At 56.0% G+C, this 24,231-nt stretch carries 22 protein-coding genes, 1 tRNA gene and 1 pseudogene; 7 read left to right on the top strand and 17 right to left on the bottom strand.

The features are described 5' to 3' along the window. Nucleotides 1-14: 14 nt before the first annotated feature. The 3 genes from EAO82_RS20175 to EAO82_RS20185 form a co-directional block, all read right to left on the bottom strand. Nucleotides 15-1,049, bottom strand: a complete 1,035-nt coding sequence (locus EAO82_RS20175) for an alpha/beta fold hydrolase (RefSeq protein WP_410402935.1) — start codon at nt 1,047-1,049, stop codon at nt 15-17. A 159-nt stretch (nt 1,050-1,208) separates the two neighbouring features. Then, complete coding sequence (locus tag EAO82_RS20180; protein WP_096346886.1) at nt 1,209-1,469, bottom strand: DUF1145 domain-containing protein; 261 nt, start codon at nt 1,467-1,469, stop codon at nt 1,209-1,211. 27 nt (nt 1,470-1,496) lie between these two features. Beyond that, complete coding sequence (locus tag EAO82_RS20185; RefSeq protein WP_096346887.1) at nt 1,497-3,245, bottom strand: sulfatase-like hydrolase/transferase; 1,749 nt, start codon at nt 3,243-3,245, stop codon at nt 1,497-1,499. A 458-nt stretch (nt 3,246-3,703) separates the two neighbouring features. On the opposite strand from EAO82_RS20185, the gene EAO82_RS20190 reads away from it, so the two are divergent. After that, nucleotides 3,704-4,768, top strand: a complete 1,065-nt coding sequence (locus EAO82_RS20190; RefSeq protein WP_096346888.1) for a glycosyltransferase family 2 protein — start codon at nt 3,704-3,706, stop codon at nt 4,766-4,768. Here the strand turns inward: EAO82_RS20190 and rfbC are convergent. The 4 genes from rfbC to EAO82_RS20210 are packed head-to-tail and all read right to left on the bottom strand — an operon-like array spanning nt 4,712 to nt 8,491. Next, nucleotides 4,712-5,260, bottom strand: coding sequence for a dTDP-4-dehydrorhamnose 3,5-epimerase (rfbC, locus tag EAO82_RS20195; protein ID WP_096346889.1), 549 nt, complete (start codon nt 5,258-5,260; stop codon nt 4,712-4,714). The two genes, EAO82_RS20190 and rfbC, sit on opposite strands and share 57 nt — an antisense overlap. A gap of 33 nt (nt 5,261-5,293) precedes the next feature. Then, nucleotides 5,294-6,601 carry an NAD(P)H-dependent oxidoreductase gene (locus tag EAO82_RS20200; RefSeq protein ID WP_096346890.1) on the bottom strand — a complete coding sequence of 436 codons (1,308 nt, stop codon included), beginning with the start codon at nt 6,599-6,601 and terminating at the stop codon, nt 5,294-5,296. A 30-nt stretch (nt 6,602-6,631) separates the two neighbouring features. Further along, nucleotides 6,632-7,405 carry a glucose-1-phosphate cytidylyltransferase gene (gene rfbF / locus EAO82_RS20205; protein ID WP_096346891.1) on the bottom strand — a complete coding sequence of 258 codons (774 nt, stop codon included), beginning with the start codon at nt 7,403-7,405 and terminating at the stop codon, nt 6,632-6,634. 39 nt (nt 7,406-7,444) lie between these two features. Next, nucleotides 7,445-8,491 carry an NAD-dependent epimerase/dehydratase family protein gene (locus EAO82_RS20210; protein WP_096346892.1) on the bottom strand — a complete coding sequence of 349 codons (1,047 nt, stop codon included), beginning with the start codon at nt 8,489-8,491 and terminating at the stop codon, nt 7,445-7,447. Nucleotides 8,492-8,756: 265 nt separating this feature from the next. On the opposite strand from EAO82_RS20210, the gene EAO82_RS20215 reads away from it, so the two are divergent. Beyond that, nucleotides 8,757-9,653, top strand: coding sequence for a LysR family transcriptional regulator (locus tag EAO82_RS20215; protein WP_096346893.1), 897 nt, complete (start codon nt 8,757-8,759; stop codon nt 9,651-9,653). A 104-nt stretch (nt 9,654-9,757) separates the two neighbouring features. On the opposite strand, the gene EAO82_RS20220 is transcribed toward EAO82_RS20215, so the two are convergent. Further along, the gene (locus EAO82_RS20220; RefSeq protein WP_096346894.1) at nt 9,758-10,126 is read right to left on the bottom strand and encodes a hypothetical protein; all 369 of its coding nucleotides are present in this window, start codon (nt 10,124-10,126) and stop codon (nt 9,758-9,760) included. Nucleotides 10,127-10,692: 566 nt separating this feature from the next. On the opposite strand from EAO82_RS20220, the gene rnk reads away from it, so the two are divergent. Next, a complete protein-coding gene (gene rnk / locus EAO82_RS20225; protein ID WP_096346895.1) occupies nt 10,693-11,097 on the top strand; it encodes a nucleoside diphosphate kinase regulator in 405 nt (134 codons plus the stop codon). Between the two features lie 31 nt (nt 11,098-11,128). On the opposite strand, the gene EAO82_RS20230 is transcribed toward rnk, so the two are convergent. The 6 genes from EAO82_RS20230 to EAO82_RS20255 form a co-directional block, all read right to left on the bottom strand. Then, nucleotides 11,129-12,448, bottom strand: a complete 1,320-nt coding sequence (locus EAO82_RS20230) for an amidohydrolase (protein ID WP_096346896.1) — start codon at nt 12,446-12,448, stop codon at nt 11,129-11,131. Nucleotides 12,449-12,463: 15 nt separating this feature from the next. Further along, a complete protein-coding gene (locus tag EAO82_RS20235) occupies nt 12,464-13,447 on the bottom strand; it encodes an AraC family transcriptional regulator (RefSeq protein ID WP_174959068.1) in 984 nt (327 codons plus the stop codon). A 319-nt stretch (nt 13,448-13,766) separates the two neighbouring features. Further along, nucleotides 13,767-14,423 carry an LrgB family protein gene (locus EAO82_RS20240; protein ID WP_231703255.1) on the bottom strand — a complete coding sequence of 219 codons (657 nt, stop codon included), beginning with the start codon at nt 14,421-14,423 and terminating at the stop codon, nt 13,767-13,769. A 26-nt stretch (nt 14,424-14,449) separates the two neighbouring features. Then, nucleotides 14,450-14,773, bottom strand: a complete 324-nt coding sequence (locus EAO82_RS20245) for a CidA/LrgA family protein (RefSeq protein WP_410402936.1) — start codon at nt 14,771-14,773, stop codon at nt 14,450-14,452. A 29-nt stretch (nt 14,774-14,802) separates the two neighbouring features. Continuing rightward, the gene (locus EAO82_RS20250) at nt 14,803-15,309 is read right to left on the bottom strand and encodes a DUF934 domain-containing protein (protein WP_096346900.1); all 507 of its coding nucleotides are present in this window, start codon (nt 15,307-15,309) and stop codon (nt 14,803-14,805) included. Beyond that, nucleotides 15,306-16,973 carry a nitrite/sulfite reductase gene (locus EAO82_RS20255; protein WP_096346901.1) on the bottom strand — a complete coding sequence of 556 codons (1,668 nt, stop codon included), beginning with the start codon at nt 16,971-16,973 and terminating at the stop codon, nt 15,306-15,308. The genes EAO82_RS20250 and EAO82_RS20255 overlap by 4 nt, the downstream gene beginning before the upstream one ends. Nucleotides 16,974-17,247: 274 nt before the next feature. On the opposite strand from EAO82_RS20255, the gene ccoG reads away from it, so the two are divergent. The 4 genes and pseudogenes from ccoG (at nt 17,248) to EAO82_RS20275 (ending at nt 21,819) form a co-directional block, all read left to right on the top strand. Then, the gene (ccoG, locus tag EAO82_RS20260; RefSeq protein ID WP_096346902.1) at nt 17,248-18,651 is read left to right on the top strand and encodes a cytochrome c oxidase accessory protein CcoG; all 1,404 of its coding nucleotides are present in this window, start codon (nt 17,248-17,250) and stop codon (nt 18,649-18,651) included. Between the two features lie 30 nt (nt 18,652-18,681). Next, the gene (gene mapR / locus EAO82_RS20265; RefSeq protein WP_096346903.1) at nt 18,682-20,097 is read left to right on the top strand and encodes a GntR family transcriptional regulator MpaR; all 1,416 of its coding nucleotides are present in this window, start codon (nt 18,682-18,684) and stop codon (nt 20,095-20,097) included. A 270-nt stretch (nt 20,098-20,367) separates the two neighbouring features. Further along, nucleotides 20,368-20,607: pseudogene (locus EAO82_RS20270) on the top strand (cation:proton antiporter); the annotation flags it as partial. A 61-nt stretch (nt 20,608-20,668) separates the two neighbouring features. Further along, a protein-coding gene (locus tag EAO82_RS20275) for an IS3 family transposase (protein WP_153274282.1) occupies nt 20,669-21,819 on the top strand; the annotation gives its coding sequence in 2 pieces (ribosomal slippage) (nt 20,669-20,906 and nt 20,906-21,819; 1,152 coding nt in all). A gap of 284 nt (nt 21,820-22,103) precedes the next feature. On the opposite strand, the gene EAO82_RS20280 is transcribed toward EAO82_RS20275, so the two are convergent. The 3 genes from EAO82_RS20280 to EAO82_RS20290 all read right to left on the bottom strand — a co-directional run bounded on the left by EAO82_RS20280 (nt 22,104) and on the right by EAO82_RS20290 (nt 23,770). Further along, nucleotides 22,104-22,652: a PIN domain-containing protein gene (locus EAO82_RS20280; RefSeq protein ID WP_096348568.1), complete on the bottom strand. Its 549-nt coding sequence runs from the start codon at nt 22,650-22,652 to the stop codon at nt 22,104-22,106. Between the two features lie 101 nt (nt 22,653-22,753). Next, nucleotides 22,754-23,530: a hypothetical protein gene (locus EAO82_RS20285; RefSeq protein ID WP_143520399.1), complete on the bottom strand. Its 777-nt coding sequence runs from the start codon at nt 23,528-23,530 to the stop codon at nt 22,754-22,756. Between the two features lie 150 nt (nt 23,531-23,680). Continuing rightward, nucleotides 23,681-23,770 (bottom strand) — tRNA-OTHER (locus EAO82_RS20290). Nucleotides 23,771-24,231 lie beyond the last annotated feature (461 nt).

Raw genomic sequence — 24,231 nt, forward strand, 5'->3', positions numbered from 1 at the left:
CTACAACAGGCTGGTTACTTATCTGCCAGACCTTTGAGCAACGCTTTGTGGAAGCGCTCGGGCTCCTGGATCTGCGGCGAGTGGCCCAGATCCGGGAACTCCACCAGCGTAGCCTGAGGGATAGCCTCGGCGGCTTTCTCACCCAGCACGTCATAGCGACCCAGCGTCTTCTGAATATCCTTGGGCGCCTGCGCCTTGCCAATGGCGGTGTTGTCCTTCTCGCCGATCAACAGCAAGGTCGGCATCTGCAGCTGGTCGAACTCATGCACCACCGGTTGGGTAAACACCATGTCCGAGGTCAAGGCCTGGTTCCAGGCGACCCGTTCCTTACCTTCGCCCGCATACATACCCGCCAGCATCTCGACCCAACGATCGTATTCCGGCTCCCAGGTATTCACGTAATAGGTCGACTTCTGATAGGCGCGAATGCCTTCGGCGGTCTTGCCCAGTTCGGCCTTATAGCCATCGTCGATATTCTGGTAGGGCACGCCGAGAGCTTTCCAGTCTTCCAGCCCAATCGGGTTGACCATCACCAGCTGTTCGGTTTGCTCGGGGTACATCAGCGCGTAACGCGTCGCCAGCATACCGCCCATGGAGTGCCCCATAACCGTGACCTGCTCCACATCCAGCTTCCCCAGCAACGCATGGGTGTTGGCAGCCAATTGGTGGAAACTGAACTGGTACTGCTGGGGTTTGGACGACTTGCAGAAACCCACCTGATCCGGCGCGATTACCCGGTAGCCCGCCTCATGCAGTTCGGCGATAGTGCCTTCCCAGGTGCCGGCGCAGAAGTTCTTGCCATGCATCAGCATCACGGTTCTGCCATTGGCGTTGTCCGCCTCGGGCTGAACATCCAGATAGGCCATTTGCAGGTCCTGGCCCTGCGAGCTGAAGGTGAAACGCTCGACCGGGTACGCATATTCAAAGCTCGACAGCTCGGCGTCATATACGGGCTTGCTGTCTGTATTCTGGGCCGCGGCACTGCCGACGAAGCCGACGAAGCCGACAGTCGCGACACCGGCGATACAAGCTGCCATCAGCCTATTGATCATCAAGGGACCTGCCATTATCTTTCTCCTGTATTCAGTGGGCCACATGGCCCTGAACAGGATGACAGCATTTACCGCGCAGGATTCCATCCTGGCGCATTCTGAAACATCTGCGCACTACCTCCCTCGCTAGTACCTCCTTCGCTAGTAACTCCGCCGTCAGGCCGGTTCCGTCTTGCTCAACCTGCCCCAGTGAAAATAGCCGAACAGCAATACTTGCACGCGATGCCATAGAGGATTGGGCTGCTGCCGTAACCGCGCATCGACAAAGACCAGTTCAATCACATGAATAACCAAGGTGACGACCGCTACCTTGACCAGCATGCCTTCTCCCGTTGCCATGGACGGGAATAGCGCGACCACCAGCGCCGAGACCCACACCAGTGCCAGCAGAACCTTGCCTAAAATGAAAAATGTCATCTGGTTTTCCCTTCCCTATTGATCAATCTAGCTATACAGAAATGCCGGCCCAGGGTGTTCACGACCATCATCGACACCCACCTCCAACGCGACCAACTCATTCAGTCGAGCATTCAGGCCCTCGATCAGTTGGCGATGGGCCTGCAGGTTGTTGGCCAGGTTAACCAGTTCGTCCGGGTCGCTTTGCAGGTCATAGAGCTCAAGATCGTTGTGGGCGCTCAGGGTTTCGATGTCCGCGGGGGTATGGTGATTGCTCGGGGCGAAATAACGGGCGAATTTGTAACGCCCATCATGAATGCCGCGAAACAATGCACGGTTGTCCCTTGAGGGGCCCAGCCGCCCCTGGCGCAGTGATTCGCGGATAAGCGTCCAGGGCGTGACTTTGTCCGCATTAAGCATCACCGACTCGGTGAACTCCGGATCCAGATACATGCTCACGCCATAATTAAACAGATGGCCGCGTTCATCTCGGGCCGAACGCTGACTGGCACCACCCAGACTGCTGGCCAGACTCACACCGGCCAGATCGGGATAGCGCTCCGCTTGCTGCGCAGAGGATAAGCCCGCCAGCTCCAGCAATGTCGGCACTACGTCCACCGTCGAACCCAGCGCCGGGGTATCACGGGCATATTCAATATCCGGGTGGCTGACAATGAAATTGACCCGGGTGTTTTCCTTGTACATGTGCGGGCCCTTTTGCCGCAGCTTGTGCGCGCCGGCCATTTCACCGTGGTCAGCGGTCAAAATGACGATGGTGTCCTGGTCCCGCCCGCTGGCCTTGAGCGCGCCCAATACCTGGGCGATCGACTGGTCGACATCGCGGATGCAGTTGAAGTAGTAACTCTGCAAACCCTGCCAGAGCTGTTCATCTTGCGGATCAATATGCCCGTAGACCTGATTACAGATATGCACATCGGTCTGGTGTGCCCAGGGCTTGGTGCGCAGGTCTTCACGATAGAAACTGGCCGGCAGCGGCACATCCCATTGCTTGGCATAGACGCCTGTCGCCGGGCCGGGCGAAATCGGCCCCAGGTAGTTTTCGCGCAAGCGGCTGCGTTGCTGCGCCGGGCCCGAGCTGTAGAACATGATGTCGTGCGGATTCACGAAATTGACCGCCATAAACCAGGGTTTCTGGTCATCACGGTGCTCATGCAGCCAACTGACGGTGTCGCTGGCGGTGACCTTGTCGAAGATAAACCCGCTCATATGCGAGCCATGCGGATCACCGTTGAGGTTGTAATCCGCAAACCCGAAAGGCAGTAACGCATCGGTGGTGGTCTTCACCTCGCCATAGGTCAGGTCAGAGGCTTCGGCGATATGAGACAGATGCCACTTGCCTTTGTAGGCCGTGTGATAGCCCAGATCTCTGAGCATATGTCCCAGCGTCGGCATCGACGAAGACAACTCATTGAACGGTGGCAATCCCAGATTGGCGACAATGCCGGTTTTTTGCGTGTGCTGACCGGTAAAGATAACCGAGCGCGATGGTGAGCAAGGCGTGGTGTTGACGTGGAAGTTACCCATACTCACGCCACGCTGCATCAGCGCTTCATGTCCGGGGAGGTGCAGCACGCTTGGCAAGTCGGCCATGGCCCGTTCCTGGTCGGTGACGATCAACAGGATATTGAGCTTCTTCCCGGCGCGGGCGGAAGTTGCTACCGCACCCTGCGTGGAAGATGGCTCGGTACCTTTTCCAGCCGTTTGCGCACCGAGCGATTGAGCCAGGCCGGCAGCAGATACTGCACCAGCCAACTTCAACAGATCACGACGCTTCATCCTCGGCTCCTTGCACCAGGGGGTGCGTTATCTTTTTGTGATTATTCGAAGGACAGAGAACAGATTTACAAAGGTACCGGAATAATACCAATGCATTTTAATTTGAGAGTCGATGCGCCCAGCGCATTGAAAAGACCGGCGTTCTGAATGGACCCAGCATGGTGGCGATAAAGAATGTTGAAACAATCCCAATGACAGACGTCCAACAAATTTGAGGCAGGATTATTTCCTCATATGTGACGCAAGTCACAGAAGAAATATTCATAAGGAATCTTTACACGCTTTCGGAAATATTCTGCAACTATTTGTATCCATTCACAATTAAAAAACAAGGCCACATGATATTATTTTGACATCATAAAAAGTGAGATTCAGAGCGCCATTTCGCCCCTTGCCTTGCTTCCTGAAATCTGTTCTTTATGCAGCTAAGGAAGACTCTTATCACTCATGGAGCTGAAATGAAAAAGGTATACGCGGTAGTACTCACCTACAATCGAAAGGACCTGCTCAAACGCAGTCTAGACGCCATTTTCACTCAGACCCGCTCTTGTGATGGGGTCATTGTTATTGACAACGCCAGCAGCGACGGCACCGAGTCCATGCTGATGCAGGCTGACTATCCTGGCCTGCAGCTTTACGTTCTCTCGCATAACATAGGTGCCTCCGGCGGGTTCAACGCGGGATTCCGCATGGCCTTTCAGCAGGGGGCCGATTTTATCTGGATGATGGATGACGATGTCATCGCCGCGCCCGATGCCCTGGCCCAGCTGTTGGAAGCCGACGAGTTACTTGAAAACAACTCCACGGAGCGCGCATTTCTGCTTTCGACGGCCTTTACCGAAAGCGGGCTGATCACCAATGCGCCTAGCGTTGACACCCGGCGTAACCGCATTGATTACGAGAGCTGGCCGCTGACCCTGGAGCATGGCGTGCTGCCCGTGCGCCGGGCGACCTTTGTGTCAATTCTGGTCCCACGCGCCACGCTGGAAGAGTACGGTCTGCCGATCGCCTCCATGTTCATCTGGGGAGAAGATACCGAGTTCACGCTCAGGGTCACGGCCAGAGCACCTGGGTACATCGTCGGCAAAAGCAAGGTTGAACATTTGCGGCAAGAGAACGGCGCCATCAGCATCATGGCGGAAACCAACCCTGCCCGACTCAAATACCATCGCCATTATTTCCGCAATGAAATATTCGTCGCCCGCAAATATTCCCGCAACCGGCGTTTGATCATTTCCATATTCAAACAGTTGGTACTGATCGTCAGATTGCTGCGCATGCATCAGTCACAGAAAGCGAGCATCGTGTTGCAGGGATTATGGGAGAGCTGGCGTTTCAACCCGGGTATCGAATCTGCATCTGCGCCAATTGAGGATCTGGGGGTAACCGTGCGGTCACCGACGTCCTATTTCGAACCCACTGAAGTCGAGCACAAGGACTTCGCGCTCGACGCTCTGCCACTGAATTCAGAAGAGCTTCTCGACCCCCTCACCGATCAGAGGCCAGGTCCTATCCTTGTCTGACATGGTGCTGACCGGCAACGGCCAGACGATCCCAAGGCGTTCATCGTTGAAACGTAAACCACGCTCCGCATGGGGCGTGTACGGCGCAGAGACCAGATAGCTGACTTCGGTATCATCCACCAAGGTCTGGAAGGAGTGGGCAAATCCCGGGGGCACATAAAGCTGATGGCGGTTGCGATCCGTCAGCTCGAACGCTTCGTGTTGCAGGTAGCTGGGAGAGTCTTCGCGCAGATCGACAATAACATCCACAATCGCTCCCCTGATACACCTGATCAGCTTGGCTTCGGCATAGGGCTGAATCTGGTAGTGCAGCCCGCGCAAGGTGCCGCGCTGGGCAGATACCGAGGTGTTTTGCTGAACATAGTCGCCGGCCATTCCGTGCTGCAGAAATTCTTCGCGGCACATGCTGCGAGCAAAAGAACCGCGTTCGTCCCCACGCGGTTCCAGCTCAATCAACCAGGCATCCTTCAACGTGGTTTCTCGGTAAATCATGCAAAACTCCTTTTCAATGGCTGGCACAGGGCTTTAAGCAAACAGGTGTTCCTGCTCAGCGTATAAGGCATCGACCAAGCGGCCGGGAGGTACGCTGACATCGTCAAAGGTCAGCGGTGTGTCCTTGGCGACCGGGCGTACCAGCGTGCAGCCCAACGCCAGCCCGACTGGCAGGAGGTTGTCTCGGCGCACCGCGTCCATATTCTCCGCTACGCCGTAAACCTCATAGCCGCCGAAATCCTCAATCACCTCCCCTGGCTCCAGGTCCTTCTTGGCCAATGCAATTACACCCACCGTGGGCCCGCCCTTAGGCGTCAGCACTGCGTCGTTGAACAGCACCGCCCGCGCGACCGAATTGGGTACTTCGAAATGGCAAAGGTGATAGGGGGTATAGAAGCAGTAGTACGGCCCTTTGCCGAGCTTGTACAGCTCGAGATAATGCCGCTGCCTGGGGTTGTCCAGCGTGCCCAGAACAAAGATGCCAGGGCCCGGTCGCGCGCCTACCACATAGTCAACGAGCCCGGGGCCTGTAGGGTCCAGATGCGGCTCAAAAGCCGCCAGCGTTTCTTCGATGGGCACGAGCGGAGCGCCCGGATCACCACCGGAAAAGTCGGGGCCGAGCATGCCGCGGCGAGCTACCCGCATACCGGTACCGTTGGCCACGATAGCCTGCTCGAAGGAAATCTTGGTGCCATCAGCGAATGAGGCGACCATCGCTGGCTTCTGCCCCCAGCGTTTGGCGAAACTTTCCTGCGTGGTTGGATTGCGATAAGGGTCGTGCAAACCTTTGATGTTGCCGCACAGAACAGGCTTCAAACCCAGACCGGCAACAAAACGGTACTGGTTCATTTGCACACCAGGCTGATCGCCATCGGAAAAGCTGTAAACCACCCCGGCAGCATCCGCACGCTTCTTGAGAATCGGGCCAATAGTGCCGTCCAGCTCCGCGTTCATCTGCACCACATGCTTGCCGCTTTGCAACGCAGCAAGAACGGCATGAGCAGCAAATTCGATCGAACCGGTCACCTCGATGATCGCATCCAGACCATCCGCCTTCGCCAACGCCTGAGCATCCTCGGTAACCGCCGGACGGCCAGCGGCAATGGCGCTCTCCAACTGCGCCTGGGTGTCGCAATGCACTGGTTCAATGCCGACCTGTCCGTATAACGCAATAGCCGGTGCCAGGTGTCGGTTGGCTACCGCGCACAACTCCATCCCCTGAGTGGCCGTCATTATTTGCAATGCAATACCGCTGGCCTGAAAGCCTGCGCCAATCATGCCCACGCGAATGGGCCGCCCTTCTGCCTGACGCTTGGCCAAGGCGCTGTCGACGATGATCATTGTTTTTCTCCGAATCTTGCACTGACGTGATCAGTCCCAAAGCTTCCAGGGCGCACCGGCGGCCCAGGCCTCTTCCAGCACCACCTTGTCGCGGAGCGAGTCCATGCTCTGCCAATACCCCTTGTGGTGATAACTGCCCAACTTGCCAGCCTCGACCATACGATCCATCGGCTCGTTTTCCCAAACCGTCTGGTCGTCGTCAATCAGATCAAACACCTTAGGCTCACAGACAAAAAAACCACCGTTAATCAAACCACCATCAGCGGCGCCCTTTTCACGGAAGCCTTCCACGTGACTCAACTCTTCATTCAAGCGCAGCGCGCCGTAACGGCCCGGCTGGGTCACCGCGGTCAAGGTACACCAATGCCCGGACCTACGATGGGCCTCGACCAGCGCCGTGATATCCACATCACTGACGCCGTCACCATAGGTCAAGCAGAAGGGTCCGTCAGAAAGGTACTGCTGAGCACGCTTGAGGCGCCCCCCGGTCATGGTCTCGCCACCAGTATCAAGTACCGTGACTTTCCACTTCTCCTTCAGCTTGTCATGCCATTCGATACTGCCGCTCTGAAGATCGATGGTGTAATCGCTGCGGATACCCCGGTAGTTGAGGAAGTACTCCTTGATGAAGTCGACCTTGTAACCGCCCAGCACCACAAACTCGGTAAAACCATGATGGGCGTACATTTTCATGATGTGCCAGATGATCGGCATGCCACCGACTTCAACCATCGGCTTGGGCCTGACAGCTGTTTCCTCACTCAATCGGGTGCCGAACCCGCCGGCAAATATTGCTACCTTCATATAGCTACACTCCTTGGCTGCTACGAAAAAATAGAACGCTTAACGCTCAAGCCAGACCAGATTCTCGGATAGCCGGTGTTCGGCAATGTGGCTTTGCAGCACATGCAGGCGCATCAGCGGTGAAGAGCGGAAATCAGCGTCGTTGAATTTCATCCGTGTGAGCCCCTCGATCAAGCGCTTGATCGAGTCGGACAGGGTCATCTGCGGTTGGTGATCCGGCGCCAGACGGCCGAACAGACTGAAATCCACCTTGTAGGAGCGGCTGTCGACCGGTGCATCGGTATTAATACTGACCGTGGTGCCAGGAACGGCATCAGCCACCGCCGCCGCTAGATCGCGCACCTGATGATTGCGGGCGTCAGACCCGGTATTGACGGTGAGGAACCGGCCGCCGTTATCGGCTTGCCGCTGCACGGCCCAATCGATAGCGCGGGCCATGTCCGCAACGTCAATCAATGGCCGCCAGGGTGAACCATCGCTGAGCACGGTAATTCGCCCCTCACTGAGGGCGCAGGCGACAAAGTCATTGAGAACCAGATCCAGCCGCAGGCGGTCGGACATGCCACAGGCGGTAGCAAAACGCAGGCAGGTGATAACCATGCCGGTCTCTATCTCAGCCAAGGCTTGTTCGGACCCTATTTTTGATTTGGCATAGGCCGTCATGGGGGCCACGGGATCGGACTCACAGCGCGGCGCGCCATCAGCTACGCCGTAGACGCTGCAGCTGGAAGCAAACACAAAGTGCCTGACTCCCACGACAGCACAACTTTTAGCAATGCTCAGCGTTGCATCTTGATTGATTTCCCGTGTCACCGCAGCGAAGCGGTTGCCCATCGGATCATTGGAAACGGCAGCCAACTGGACCACCGCGTCATAGCCCTTGAGCTCTTCCTCAGTGATCGCTCGCACGTCACCAAAGAATTGTTGATGCAGATAGCGCTCCGGCGCACTGATGGCGCCGGTCAGACAGTGAGCGAAGTAGGCATTGTCGTAACCATCAATTTGCGCCTGAGGATGCCGCTGAGCAAGCTCGCGCACCACCGATGGCCCGACATATCCCAGGTTGCCCAATACAAGTATTTTCATGCAGCTTTCCTTAGCAAAGGACCTGTTAATATTTTTAACAAGCTAATAAAAGAAGCCAACAGCCAAGTCAGGTCAAGAGCTATTTTTCAAACAGGCAAGATTCCGACGAAATGCTCTGACCCACGGGTATTCCGGACACCTAGGCGCCTATGGAAGGCAGAAAAGCGTCCGAATGAACGGCTGATTACCGAGCCCCCCTGGCGTTTCTTCGCTTTAGAAGCATAAACTCCATGCACTACAAACTTAACAGTAATGCAGAGGGCGCATGAGCAACCTTCAGCAACTACGTCATTTTGCCGCCCTGGCAGAGCACGGCAACTTCGCCCGTGCAGCCGAAGCGGTGCATCTCAGCCAGCCCGCGCTGAGCCGCAGCATCCAGGCACTCGAAGCAAGCCTGGACTGCCGCCTGCTCGACCGCCACAGCCGCGGTATCAGCCTGACCGTGCATGGTCAATTGGTGCTTGAGCACGCCCAAAGATTATTGGCCGGTAGCCAGGCGTTGAAAAACGCGGTCAGCCAACTGGGTAACCTTGAGGCTGGCGAGCTGCTATTGGGCAGCGGCCCTTACCCGGCAGCGCGTTTGATTCCGCAAGCTTTAGGCAAGCTTGCCAGCGCCTACCCGCGAGTCAGAATTCAGCTGCTGATCGACAACTGGCTGGGGCTGCGCCGCCGATTACTTAATGATGATCTGGAGCTATTTGTCGCTGACATCCGCGATCTGGAAGACGACCCACTCCTGCATATTGAGGCTCTGAGCGTGCATCGCGGCGTGATCTGCTGCCGGCCCGACCATCCTCTCAGCCGCAAGAAGAGTCTGTCCATTAACGAGCTATTGGCCTATCCCTTGGCGGCAACGCATTTGCCTCAGCAAATCAATCAGGAGCTCAACAGTCTGAGTGGCAAGGAACAGCCGATCAGCATTCAGTGTGACAACTTCATGGTACTCAAAGCGCTGGTAGCGCAGAGCGACGTACTGACCATGGCGTTATGGGATGTGGTCGCCGAAGATGTGGCTGCCGGCCGACTGAGCGTACTGCCGCTGACCAACGGTATGTTTCAGCAGACCTCTGCTTATGGATTGGTTAGCCGTGCCGGCCACACACTCTCACCTGCTGCACAGATTCTCAGGCAGCACGTGCTCGAAGATGAAAGGACGAGTTAGCAGCGGATCAAGCTGGAAGGGATAACCAGAGGGAGAATGGCGAACCCGACCGGAACAACTAACACCTTGGCAGGCAGCAGCTGAACAGGCCGGGCTCTTGCAGCTCATGAAAGGGTGCTGAGGCTAGGCGCCACACCGCGCTCGGCATCACGGTGCAGGCTTCTCAAACGCTCAGAGCCACCCTCAGCAAGGTAGCCGTTAAGGCTATCATCTGCAGAGAGTCCGCTCTGCGATGCACCACGGTGCAGGTCTCTCAAACGCTCAGATCCACCCTCCACCAGATAATCTTTCAAATCACTACCTACAGAAAAGCCAAGCTGCGATGCGCTGCTTTCTACCGACTTGGTGCGCAGATCGATAAGACGCTCTGCACCGCCCTCGGCATGGGCAACACTGAAAGCGGAACCAACCAGCACAGCAGCTGACACCAGACCCACCAACACATTAGAAGACAGACGATTTGATACTTTCACTTTACACCTCCAGAACCGTTGTTTGACTTGAGGCTGGCTACAATATGAGCGCCTTCAACATTCCTGCAGAACAAGCTCAGTAGCTCTCTGCATGGTTCATACGATAAAGCTCGGGAGAAAAATGAGGTACACACATACTGCCAACTTATTGCCCGATTCTGCATTTGTTATTTTTTACCAACGTCGCACCATACGCAAATACCTGTATTGAAAGGATTTTATTATCGTATAAAACAATCCTATTGCATTATTGCCCAATCCTGTTTGCTCGCTCGCCCGAGGAAGAGTGCCGCTCTTGCATTAAATGCCAGATTGACTATGGTAGAGGCTGTTCCAGCCTGATAACCGCAATCGCACATGAAGCATTCTCTATCCGCCTCTAGAACGCCTCAGGACTTCCTCGTTTAAGCCGGGACGTTTTTACGTACCCGGCCGTGTCGTTTATCACCCGCCTATCTGGACCAGCCCATCAAAAATTGCTTCAACCGCGCGATCAATACCGACGCGTAGCCTTGATCTGTGTCCAGGCAGAACAGCAAAAATTGCAATCAAACGGAATGCCCAGCATGAATCTGCCTAATATCGTCATCACCCGGCTTGACGCTCAGCGCCTAGACCAGTTGTTCGACCCGATGAAATATCCTCTCGACAGCCTGGAAGCACTGGAGGCTGAAATGGCCCGTGCGCGGATCGTTAGTCATAAGCGCATCCAAACCGATGTAGTGACCATGAACTCAACCGTGCGGCTGCTCGATGAGACTACCGCGCGCGAGTTTCTGGTGACGCTTGTGTATCCGCACAACGCCGGCGGACCCGACACCGTCTCCGTACTCGCTCCGGTGGGTACGGCGATCCTCGGACTCAAGATCGGCCAGAGTATCCAATGGTCATCGGCGCATTGCCGTGCATTGAAACTGAAGGTCCTGGATATTCCTTACCAGCCCGAAGCTCATCAGGAATATCACCTTTGAGTCGACTGTCGCTGCTGGAGCGCGGCCTGGATCAGTCCGCCGCTTGCAGGTAGTCGGTGGTCAACGCTGACAGCGCCTTGATACCGGTCAGCAGTGCCTTGTCATCCACCAGAAACTCCGGCGAATGATTCGGCGCTGCCCGGCCCAGTTTCTCGGCCGGTGTCACACCAAGGAAAAAGAATAGACCCGGCACTTTCTGGGCAAAATACGAAAAGTCTTCGGAGCCTGTAACCAGCGGCGACTGGAAGGTGCGGCCATCTGTGACTCGCTGCAGGGTTGGCAGCATGCGCGCGGTCAAATCGGGCTCGTTCACTGTAGTTGCATAGTTTTCAACGATGGTCACCTCAGCGGTAGCTCCGGACGACAGCGCAATATGCTCGGCAGTCTGTGTGATCTGCGCATTAACTTCCTTCTGCACCTCATCATCAAAGGTTCGCACTGTGCCGGTCATCTTGACCTTGTCGGGGATGATGTTGTGGCGCGTACCGCCCTCAATGGTGCCGATGGTAACGACCGCCGGTGCCGGCATGATATCGGTTCTACGGCTGACCACGGTTTGCAGGCCAGTGATGATCTGCGCACTCGCGACGATCGGATCAACCCCATTCCAGGGCTGCGCCCCGTGCGTTTGCTTGCCGGTTACGGTGATATGCAAATCCCCGCTACTGGCCATGGTCGGACCGCTGCGATAGCCGATCACACCAGTTGGCGCTGCAGCCGTCACATGCAGACCAAAGATCGCATCCACCGCCGGATTCTCCAGCACGCCTTCCTCCACCATCAGACGCGCGCCAAAGTAACGCTCACCGTCGTAGACATAATCACTCGGACCCTCCTCCGCCGGCTGGAATATAAACTTCACGCTGCCAGACAATTCCTCGCGCACCGCTGCCAAATTTTCCGCCACTGCCATCAGTATCGCCACATGCGCATCATGCCCACAGGCGTGCATCACCGGCATCGACTTGCCGAGGTATTCCTGCTTCACCGCGGATGCATAGGCAAGCCCGGTATTTTCTGCCACTGGGAGTGCATCCATATCGGCCCTGAGCGCCACCACCGGGCCTGGCTTGCCACCCTTCAACATGGCCACCACACCGGTAGTACCTACATCCGTCTCGACCGTCATGCCCAACTGGCGAAGATGCTCGGCAATCAACGCGGCCGTTCGGGTTTCCTGATTACCCAACTCCGGATGCTGATGAATATCATGCCGCCAGCCGATGGCTTTCTGCTCAAGCTGCGCTGCATTGTCGATTACCCGGTCGGTAAGCGATTGCGCCGCCAATGAAGTCAAAGGCAGGCCCGCTACGAACATCAGGCTGGCGCCCAGAAGCAAAGTCTTGGTCATCGTGTTATCTCTTTTTTAGGAGTTTATTGCCGACTGGCTTAACTGAGCCGAACGGTAGTGCGTTGGCGAGCAACCAAACCACTGACGAAACGCACGGTAGAACTGTGCCGATTGCCGATAGCCCAACAGGGCGGCAACAGCGTCCAGTGAATAGCCCTGGAGCAGATAGCGCTGAGCCTGCTGCTTTCTAGCCCGCTCGATCAGGCCTCTGAATGCAGCACCTTCTCGCTGAACATTGCGCTGCAACGTACGTCGGCTCACCGCCAACAGAGCCGCACACTGATCAATATCGACATCGCCCTGGCGGCATAGCAGTGGCAGCAGCGCCATGACCGAATCGCACCATTCCGGCTCCGGATTCAGGCGCATCAGATGCCGTTCACGCCTGGCAATCTGCTCCACAGAACAGCTCGGCCAGCCTAGCGGAAGGTCAAGTGAGCCCTGACCAATATGAATCTGCGCCTGACCTGGCCCGGCAAAAAGAACCTTCACAGGGAACAGTGTGCGGTGGTCTTGCTGCACTTGAGCATCAGGGGTGTAAGCAAGCCTAACGTGTTGAATCTCTTTGATGCCCAGACTGAGTAACGTTCTGGTCAGTCCATAAACAATGGCATCGCGCTGCAGGCAGGCGGCGGCCGAGCAGCCCGCGGCCGCGACGCTCAATACGCAAGCGTCCCCTTCGCCGCCAAGCGCCAGCGCTACACCCTCGTTGTTTACCTTGAAGTAGCGGCAAAGCAATACCAACGCATCGCGCCGGGTGAAGGCACTGGCGAGGTAGGTTTTGCGCAGAAAACCAGCTTGATAATTGAGACCGGCGTAAGCCCTGACCAGCAACAGCGGATCGCCCACCGCATGCAGTAAATCGGTCACCAGTTCATCCATCTCGGTGAGTGCGATGCGCTGATAGGCAGACTGGCGCTGCAAATGAGTAACCTGACCCGAGACCGACTCCATCAGCGCACTCGGCAGGGCAAGCTTGAGCGCCTTGACCGTAGTCATAAGGTGCTCAGGCGAAACGGATCGCGCAGTTGCGCTTACCTGATTTCCCTGCGACCAGCTGGGTGGGTGGATGGGCATTGTCATGACTGCGCTTTTGAATAGGGGTGAACTGCTTATTGTTCCCTGATTCTAGAGGGCAAGCAGATCAGCACAAGTGCAATTGGTGCCAAAGTCAAAACCACCGCGTCAAGCCGACAAAATAGAAGCTAAACCGGCAGGGCTCGAATCTAGCGCCGCGTCGCACCATTGCGGTCGGCGGAGAAGAAAGTGAACGGCAGCCCGGGGCCGGGGAGGAAGCGTGTGATGAAATTGAGGAGCGTCACATGACCCAAGGTAAGACAAGCGCGGTGAAAACGCCCATTAAACTCATTGCCAACGCTGCGAAGGCTGCACTCTCCCCACCCTCCTGAACTGCATAGGCCGTACCAATAGCGTGGGCGTTCATGCCGAGGGTAAACCCACGCGCGACTGGCGAGTCTACCCCGGCTAAACGAAGCAGTGACGGAGCCATGACAGTACCTACCACACCAGTCAACATCACCAGCGCTGCCGTCAGCGCTGGATTGCCACCAATCTGCTCTGATAGCAACATAGCTATAGGCATGGTCACCGATTTGGGTGCAAGCGACATGAGCGTGACCCATTCGGCGCCGAACAACCAAGCCAACAACAGCGTCAAGAAAATGATCAGCGCTCCGCCGAAGAGCAAGGTCAGCATAATTGGCCACAACAGCTGCCCAATTCTGTGCCGCTGCAAATACAAGGGCACGGCCAACGCAACCGTCGCTGGTCCGAGCAGCAATGCGATGGGGTTCGCTGCCTGACGATACTGGTCGTAATCAATTTGCAGCAGCCACAAAGCGGCAATCACCAATAACAAGGTGACAATGACCGGCTGCAACAACAGCGAGCCGCTGCGCTGATGGATATACAGCGCAGCTTGATAGGCTCCTAAAGTGAGCATCGGGGCGAACATTGGCAGGGACGTTACTATGCTTAGCATTAACGAGCCTCCTGACGGCGTACCAGCCACTGCAACAATCGCCCGCAGACCGGTATAGCCACTAGCAGCGATCCCACGAGTGCGCCGGCGATAGGCAAAGCATCCTGCGCCAGTTGCTGATGGCTAAGCACGATGCCCGAAGCTGGCACTACCAGCAGCAACGGCAGATATTTCAGCAAAACCGCGGCAGTGCGCTCAAGTGAATCCGGCACACCACCTAATAGCACCAATCCGATCACCAGCAAAAGCATCCCTATAATGGGTCCGGGGAGCCAGGGCAAAATCAAAAAGCTGATAATGCTGCCCAGTACTTGCAAGGCCATCAACCATAAAAGAGCGCCAATATTCACTTCTACCTCCGACGAAACAAAGGTCGAGGTTCAATTGCTGAACGTCCGTAAAACACACTCAGTCCCTGTAACCCCTTGAGCGCATCGGCAGCCGATTTATCCTCACGCACAGCAAAGCTGTCGAAGCCGCACTGGCGCATATGCGCCAGTTGATCGCGCAGCACATCACCCACCGCACGCAACTCGCCCTGCCAGCCAAGTCGAGAACGCAACAGATATGCCTGGCTGTAGCCTCGCCCATCACGAAAGCTGGGGAAGTCGATAGCAATCAAGGTTAATACTGGCAGCCAGTCCAGCAGCGCTTCAGGCTCGTCATCCGGCTGCAACAGCACGCCTTGGCTACTGGTCTCATGCCCCTGCAGCACCGCCTCGCTCTGGGAGTGCTTCCAGCGCTGCAAAGGCAGAATTGCCTTGCTCGGCACGGGAGTTTTGTCATCGCAAAGCAGTTGCCAGGGATCGTCCTCGATAATCCGAGCGCCGCCTTCTAGTAGACGAATCAGATTAATCATGTTGCTGCCCCCTCAGCCTGATAGACACCCACGCGAAAAGGCTCCAGACCCGCACGGTTGTATGTATCAAGAAAAGTTTCATCTCCCCGTCGTAGCTGCAGATAAACCGACGCTATTCGCTCGATCACCTCAGGCACTTCTTCAGCGGCAAAAGCTGGTCCGATTACCTTGCCCAGCGCGGCCTGCTGACCCTGGCTACCGCCGAGGGTCAACTGATACCACTCGCTGCCGTTCTTATCGACGCCGAGGATGCCAATATTGCCGATATGATGATGACCGCAGGCGTTCATGCAGCCGGAAATATTCAGGCTCAATGAACCAAGGTCATGCAAGTAATCCAGCTGCTCGAAGCGCGCCTGGATAGCCTGGGCAACGGGGATCGAACGCGCATTTGCCAAGGAGCAGAAATCACCACCTGGGCAGGCAATTACATCGGTCAATAGGCCCACATTGGCAGTCGCCAAGCCAGCTTCGAGCGCTTCGCGCCAGAGAGCGTACAACTGCCTGCGTGGCACATCCGGCAACACCAGGTTCTGCTCATGCGCGACCCGTATCTCGCCGCAGCCATAACGCTCTGCCCAGTCGGCGACCAGGCGCATTTGCTCAGCTGTCACGTCACCCGGCGGCGCGGCCAGGCCGGGCTTAGTCGAGAGCACCACGTTGCTGTAGCCCGGCACTTTGTGCGCCATCACATTACGCTCGACCCAGCGGGCAAACTCAGGCTCCTGACTCAGACGGGCTCCATGCTCCAGGTCGACGCTTGAAAGCGGCGCGTAGGCAGATCGCTGAAACGAAGCGGCGACCCGCTCATATTCGGCCAGCGTCAATCGGGCGGGGCCGTCCTTGATCTGTTCCCACTCGCGATTGACCTCTTCAGCAAAGGCGTCGATGCCAAGCGCCTTGACCAGGATCTTGATTCGCGCCTTGTATTTGTTGTCGCGTTGGCCGTGGCGGTTGTAGACCCGCAGGATCGCCTCAACGTAAGACAGCACATCTACCCAGGAAAGGTCATCACGCAATTGTTTGGCGATAATCGGGGTGCGTCCAAGCCCACCACCGACCATGACGCGCAGCTTCAACTCCTCCTGTTGCCGATAGACGTCCAGACCGATGTCGTGCACTTGAATAGCAGCACGGTCTTCAGCCGAAGCATTCAGAGCAATCTTGAACTTGCGCGGTAGAAACAGGAACTCAGGATTGACGGTCGACCACTGGCGGAGGATCTCGGCCAGCGGACGCGGATCCAGCCATTCGTCGGCGGCCACTCCGGCAAAGGCTTCGGTAGTGATATTGCGCACACAGTTGCCCGAGGTCTGAATCGCATGCATGTCATGCTCGGCTAACCACTCCAGAATGTCTGGCACCTGCTCCAGCTCAATCCAGTTGAACTGGATATTCTGCCGCGTAGTGAAGTGGCCATAGCCCCGATCGAATACGCTGGCCACATGGGCCAACGCGCGCAGTTGATCTGCCGACAGCGTGCCGTAGGGTATCGCGACTCGCAGCATGTAGGCATGACGCTGCAGATAGAGCCCGTTCTGCAATCGCAGCGGCAGGAACTCTTCCTCGGTTAGCTCACCACTCAGACGCCGCTCGACCTGGTCGCGAAACTGAGCAACCCGCTCGCGGACTAACGCGCGGTCATAATCATCATAGTGGTACATGCGCTCATCGCCTCCTACAGCTGATTCGAACGCGCACTATGAGGTTTTGGCTGTTCCCTAAACAGACTCAGATTAAGCCAACAAAACCATATCAGATGCTACAAACCGGCCAACTTATGCGCTCTACGCAGTACCGGCTTTTCTTCCCAACCGCAGACCCTGCGACCGCATGTCACGCCTGATACGGTTTTTATTCCAAAATCTGAGCCTGTTTCGTATCAGCGACACTGCCCATCATCCGCATCAGCCTGATAACGAATGATGGGGTACCAGCATGAGCGAGAGAATTCCCGCCAAGATCATCGATGCCGCAGCCGTGCGCAACACACCTGCCGGCTCCGGGGGACCTATCCACACCAAAGCGTTCAGTGGCCGTTACCGGCTTTTCCGGCTGCTCGGCGTAGGCGCCCTTTTCGCGTTATTTTTTGGTACCGCCTGGTTGACCTGGAATCAACGCCAAGCCGTGCTTTGGGACCTGGTCAACCGTAAATTCCATATCTTCGGGGCTACCTACTGGCCACAGGATCTGATTCTGCTCTCGGCCATTCTGATTATTGCCGCCTTCGGACTGTTCTTTATCACTGTCGCCGCCGGGAGGATCTGGTGCGGTTATACCTGCCCACAGAGCGTATGGACCTGGGTCTTCATGTGGGCCGAGAAAGTCACCGAAGGTGACCGCCATCAACGCGTAAGACTGGACGCCGCGCCCTGGACAGCAAACAAAGTGCTACGCCGTGGCGCCAAACATGGGATATGGCTGGGCGTCAGCCTCATCACTTCCTTGACCTTTGTCGGTTACTTCACTCCCATACGCGAGCTGAGTGTTGGCCTGCTGACGATGGATCTGGGCCCGCAGACCGCCTTCTGGGTGTTCTTCTTTACCGCTGCCACCTACATCAATGCTGGCTGGCTGCGCGAAAAGGTGTGCCGCGACATGTGTCCCTACGGCCGCTTCCAGAGCGTTATGTTTGACCGCGACACGCTGGTCATTTCTTACGACGCCGCGCGTGGAGAGCACCGAGGTGCCCGCCGCAAAGGCAGCGACCCAGCGGCACAGGGACTTGGCGACTGCACTGACTGCACACTCTGCGTGCAGGTTTGCCCAACCGGCATCGACATCCGCAACGGTTTGCAATACGAATGTATTGGTTGTGCCGCCTGTATCGATGCTTGCGACAGCGTGATGGACAAAATGGGTTACGCGCGCGGGTTGATTCGCTACACCTCGGAAAGCGCCCTGGAGGGCGGTAAAACCCACTGGCTTAGGCCCCGTCTAGTTGGTTACGCCGGCGTTTTGGCTGTCATGACCGGGCTGTTTATCGTCGCTCTTCTAGAGCGGCCGTTGATGTCTATTGACGTCACACGCGATCGCAACCTGTTTCGCGAGAATGGGGCGGGCCAGGTGGAGAACGCTTACAGCCTGAAAGTCATCAACAAACGTCAACAGCCTGGGCATTATCAGATCAGCCTCGACGCCCCCGCAGGTTTTAGCCTGATGGCCCCACACACGCTGTACCTGGATGCCGAAGATATTCTCGATGTACCCGTTAATGTGATTTGGGATGGTGAACAATGGCCTGACCCTAGAAAAGAGATAAGCTTCGTTCTTTCGGCTGTCGATAACGAGACCAATGCCGTAACAGTGGCATCCACGTTCCTCGCCCCAGTCAGACGCTAAAGGCTTTATAACGCTGAATCGAGGAACGCCATGAAACGCTATGAAAGGCTGGCCGACGATATCGCCGGGCTCATTCGCAACGGCATCCTTACGCCGGGTGAAAGGATTCCATCGATTCGTCACGCCAGCACGACCTACGGCGTCAGCCCCTCCACGGTATTTCAAGCTTATTATCTACTCGAGGATAGAGGCCTGATCCAGGCGCGTGCACGCTCAGGCTATTTTGTTCGTGCCTTGGCAGGCCTGCCAACACCTGAGCCGAGACTGGATCTCTCGGCTCAGGAGACCAAGGATGTGGACGTCAGCGAGCTGGTGTTTTCCGTGCTCGGTTCGCTGAAGAATCCGCACACAGTGCCCTTCGGCTCGGCTTTCCCCAGCCCTGACTTATTTCCGTTGGCGCGCCTGGCGCGCTCGATGACGCAAAGCCTCCGCAAACTGTCACCGCACGACATCATTGCCGACATGACCGCAGGCAACCCCGACCTGATGCGCCAGATCGCCCTGCGTTATATGGTCAGCGGGGTCATGTTGCCGATGGAAGAGCTGGTGATTACCAACGGCGCCCTGGAAGCACTGAATCTCTCATTGCAAAGCGTCACCCAGACCGGCGATCTGGTCGCCATCGAATCGCCCGCCTTTTACGCCTGCCTGCAGGTACTGGAACGCCTCGAGCTCAAAGCAGTGGAAATCCCCGTGCACCCACGTGACGGAGTGGACCTGAATATACTGCGTGATCGCCTGGCAAACTTACCGATCAAAGCCTGCTGGTTTATGAGCAGTTTCCAGAACCCTGTCGGCGCGAGCCTGAATGAAAGCCGCAAACAGGATCTTTACAAGCTTCTGTGCGAGCATCAGGTACCGCTGATTGAAGACGATGTCTACGCCGAACTCTACTACGGCGAACGCCCGCCCAAGCCGATCAAGAGCCTGGATACCCAAGGCCTGGTCATGCATTGCGGCTCCTTCTCGAAAAGCCTGGCACCCGGTTATCGCGTGGGCTGGGTTGCCGGTGGCCGCTATGCCGAGCGCATAGCGCGCCTGAAACTGATGACCACCATCTCACCATCGGTACCCGCACAAACCGCCATCGCCGACTACCTGCAACACGGCAATTATGATCGGCACCTGCGGAAACTGCGCTATGCCCTGGAAGGGCAACAGGAGGCCATGCTCGCCTCAGCAGCCCGACACTTTCCCGAAGGGACCCGCGTGACCCGCCCCGCCGGAGGCTACTTTCTCTGGTTTGAATTCCCCAACAATGTGGACTCGCTGCAGCTGTTCAAACTGGCGCTGGCCCAGGGCATCAGCCTGGCACCCGGCCCGATCTTCTCCGCCAGCCAGGATTTTCGGCACTGTGCCCGCTTGAATTATGGGCATCCATGGGGAGCCGAATGTGAGCAAGCGATGGAGTTGCTGGGGCGGATGCTGCGGTCGTTTCAAAGTTGATCAGCCGAGAGGCCGGGCCCGCCTGCCCTTTACGGTACGGACAGGGTCGCTACTGAATTTATTGTCACCCTGTCAAACGATGCCGGTGTGCTGTACTACACTTCAGTTGCCATTCCCATCCCGGAGAGTTCTTGGCGAACGCTCCGGATCTTTTGCTTAGTCCTGAATAATTTGCGGAACTGAGCGCTCAGCTTGGAAGCTCTGCTCAACACGTCTGGCCGTGGACGCATTATCGGTCCTGATGTGAGGTGAGGGATAAGGGGCAACGCTATGGCCGGTGAAGGCAGCGCAGGGCAATTACTCGGTATCGTCATTTTGCTAGCCGCCGCCGTGGTGGCCGTACCACTGTTCAAACGCATCGGGCTCGGCTCAGTGGTCGGTTACCTGGCGGCGGGCCTGATAATTGGCCCCTTCGGTCTGCAACTGATCAATGACCCCCACACCATCATTGAGGTGGCCGAGTTGGGGGTGGTGATGTTTCTTTTTGTGATTGGACTGGAGATGAAACCTGAATCGCCCCTAGTTTCGTAGACACCTCCAGGCCTTATAATCGAGGCACCCAGGAGGTCCAATGAGCAATCCACGCTACACCGAAGAATTCAAAATCGAAGCCGTCAAGCAGGTGGCAGATCGAGGCCATTCCGTTGCCGAGGTCGCCGCTCGATTAGGCGTGTCGGCACACAGCCTGTATCAATGGCTCAAGCGCTACTCCAAGCCCACCGCCCAGCGACAGCAGGATGATGATCTTCAGGCTGAGAACCGTCGATTGAAGGCCGAGCTCAAGCGCGTATCAGAAGAGCGAGATATATTAAAAAAGGCCACCGCGTACTTCGCCAGAGAGTCCGACTGAGGTACGCGTTTATTCAGAGCCAAGTGGACAAATATCCCGTGCGCCGCCTGTGCAAAATGATGACTGTGCACCCCAGCGGTTACTATGCATGGTGTCGCAACAAGCTGTCTGATCGCGCTCGGGAAGATCAGCGTCTGTTGGGCCAGATAAAACACTCTTGGCTGGAAAGCGGCGGCGTGTATGGCTATCGCAAAATTCATCTGGATCTTCGTGAAGCGGGTGAGGCTTGCGGTAAGCACAGGGTAGCCCGGCTCATGCGCTGCGAGGGATTGCGCTCACAGACGGGTTATCGCCGCCGCCCTGGTCATTACGGTGGGAAGCCTGCGGTAGTTTCACCCAATCACTTGGATCGCCAATTCGATGTAGCAGCGCCCAATGTTGCATGGGTGACCGATATAACTTACATCCGCACCTACGAAGGTTGGTTGTATCTGTCCGTGGTTATCGACCTGTTCTCCCGTCAGGTTGTCGGCTGGTCGATGAAGCCGCGCATGACATCTGACTTGGCGCTAGACGCGCTGTTAGCCGCAGTGTGGCGTCGCAAGCCGCAAGGATGTGTGATGGTTCATTCGGACCAAGGCAGTCAGTTTAGTAGCGGGGACTGGCAGAGCTTCCTGAAAGCGAATCACCTGGTGGGCAGCATGAGCCGCCGGGGAAACTGCCATGACAACGCGGTAGCTGAAAGCTTCTTTCAATTACTCAAACGGGAGCGAATCAAGCGGCAGATTTATCCGACACGCGAGGCTGCTAGACAAGACGTGTTCAATTACATTGAGATGTTTTATAACCCAAGGCGCCGGCACGGCACGAGTGGTGACCTGTCACCGGTCGAGTACGAAAAGCGTCATTACCAGAGTCTGGCGAGTGTCTAGAATACTGGGGGCGATTCAAACCGAACTGAGGTGCCGGAGCAGGAGCCTCAGGGATCTGCCGCTGACCGACATCTTCCACCTCTGGATTCTCGGGCTCCTCCGGAATCCTGGCAGCCACAAGCTCCCCGACATCTGGTTGATTCTGAGTGTTTTTGTAGTAAGCCACTACCTCATTGATAGTCCTAAAAATAGTTAGATGGCCGCCCTGCTTTCGCTCGTTCCACTCCTCAGCTAAAAACGCAAGTGGGCGAGTATTTTTGTCCATCGTTAGAGGGGAGGCGTAATCACCATCCTTCGAGACGATAAAATAAATCACCGTTTGGCACCTGAGCCAGCAGTGTCTCCCAGATGTACCGATCACCAATGCTTTGCGCTTTTCCTGGAGGATTACCCTTATTCATTCGCACCAGCGCTTTTTGGTATAACTCATCGTCTTCGGGATAACGAGTCGCTTTTTCAAACAGTCTTGAGAGCTTCTGATCAACCTCCAGTTCATCACTCAACGCTAGAGCTATCGCATTTGCGATCAATAGCCTCTTAGCCTGCTCAGCACTTTTTACGGCTTCGTCATACTGCCTAGCGGCTTCAGACCCTCGCATATGGTGTGGCACACCGGTTGGGAGCTGGGCCTTCTTGAAGTCAGACAAAGCCACTTGCAGCTTCGACTCACGATTACGTTTTAGCTCATTTTCAACCTGCTTAGGCAGGTGCAGAATAATCTGGCCCGGCGCCGTGAGCACTATAAGCTCATCAAGGATTTCGAGCTTGTCGTCTGAAAAGGAGTAAAAATTGAGAAAGATATTTGTATCGATAAATAAGTGCAGCGCTGGCATCGGACATGGTCCTTCAGGGTGATTTGCAGCCCGATCAGTCCGTCGCTAGAGTAAGTTTACGCAGACGAAAATCCTAAGCGATAATTGATCTAAAACTAAGGTTAGGGTGCGATGCCGATCGTCTCGGGAAAGTATTTCTCGTACCACGGCTTCAAATGAGGGGCATGGGTACCCAACATACGAAGGATAGAGGCCCTCTGCTTTTCAGTCTTGGATTCGCGACGGATTTTGTCGATTCTTTCAGTAAGTTTGTAATGGTCGAGCCATGCTTGCACATCAGCTGCATCGCTGCAGGCGTATACCGCCTCGTCCATCGCTCGAACCTCTTGGATGGACATTGCTATAAGGGTGGTTGCTTCTTTCAAGGTCGGACGGTTCTGCTTGAAGTCTCCAAAAAGCTGATCAACGTCGAGCCCCGCATAAGCCTCGCGAATGTGATCGTCACGGGAGTGAATCAGCTGTTTTTCTTGATAAGTCAGCTCTGCATTAGAGTCTGAATGTACGTGTCGGTTGCGCCAATGGATTAGCAGCGCCACACAAGCGGTTCTAAAACGAGTCTCATACCCCGCCGCACCTTTCTCAGAGGGGGCTGGAACAAATAGCAGCTCTGCCAACTCGGAAAAGCGTTCAGCTGTAGAAGGCTTAGGTGACCTTGAGTTCCACTTATCAGTCAGCGGCCCAAATCGGGGTAGCTTCGTGATAGTGCGGACATATTGAGCTAGTGCTTCCACTGTCACGACCATTGCTGCATGCATAGCAGCTTTGCGAGCTTTGCGCGCCGCGACTTCAGGATCCCTCGGGGACCAGCTGACGTTCAATCCTGCAGGTTTCTCATGATCAGGGCCAATAGCTGCTAGGCCGACAGCGATAGTATTCAAGTCGGCTACCCCGCCGCCTACGACTTTGAGAAAGTCCGCTAACGCCTGAGTACCGAAAGTAATCGCGGGTTCTGCCACGCCTCGTGCGTGATCAGTGTTGCTCAGTTGAGCCTCATTCTGTGAGCCTAGCATTGCATCCCTCGGTTGACATGACGATGCTGGGACTCGAACCCATGACTCCCGCTTTCAAGATGGTTGGCCTTTAATCGGCGGGCGTGATACCAGTTTCACCACATCGTCAATCTGAGTATACAGTATTACCGCTTGAGGGGGCCGCAAGGGGTAAGCAGCGATCTATTGAGCATCCGCGAGGCTATGGCTCAACGCCCTAGAGCTACATTTTTTCGAGATACTTGAAGCGGGCTCGTTCAAGTAATTGAGCATAGGCTCAAATACTTCCCTCCAAAGCTTTTCTTCACCATCCCACTCCCCTTCCACGCGAACTAAGTGCTCATAGGGTTGGCGTACTTGCCTATCTATCAGGGCTTTCCTTAGAAACCAGCGCGGAACGTAAAGGCTCCCCGAAATTTCTTTAACCATGGACGCGGGAATAGTGATTGTGTGCGTATACACTGCTTCAACTGGAACGCGATAGTCTTCGGGATACCCAACGTAGACTGCCAGGACCCGTACCTTCCTGCTTTTCTCGGTCGGGCCTTTGCCGGCGGCCTCAACTTTTGCTAGCGAAGACGTGCAGACTT

Source organism: Halopseudomonas pelagia (genome assembly GCF_009497895.1).
Taxonomy (GTDB): Bacteria; Pseudomonadota; Gammaproteobacteria; order Pseudomonadales; family Pseudomonadaceae; genus Halopseudomonas; species Halopseudomonas pelagia_A.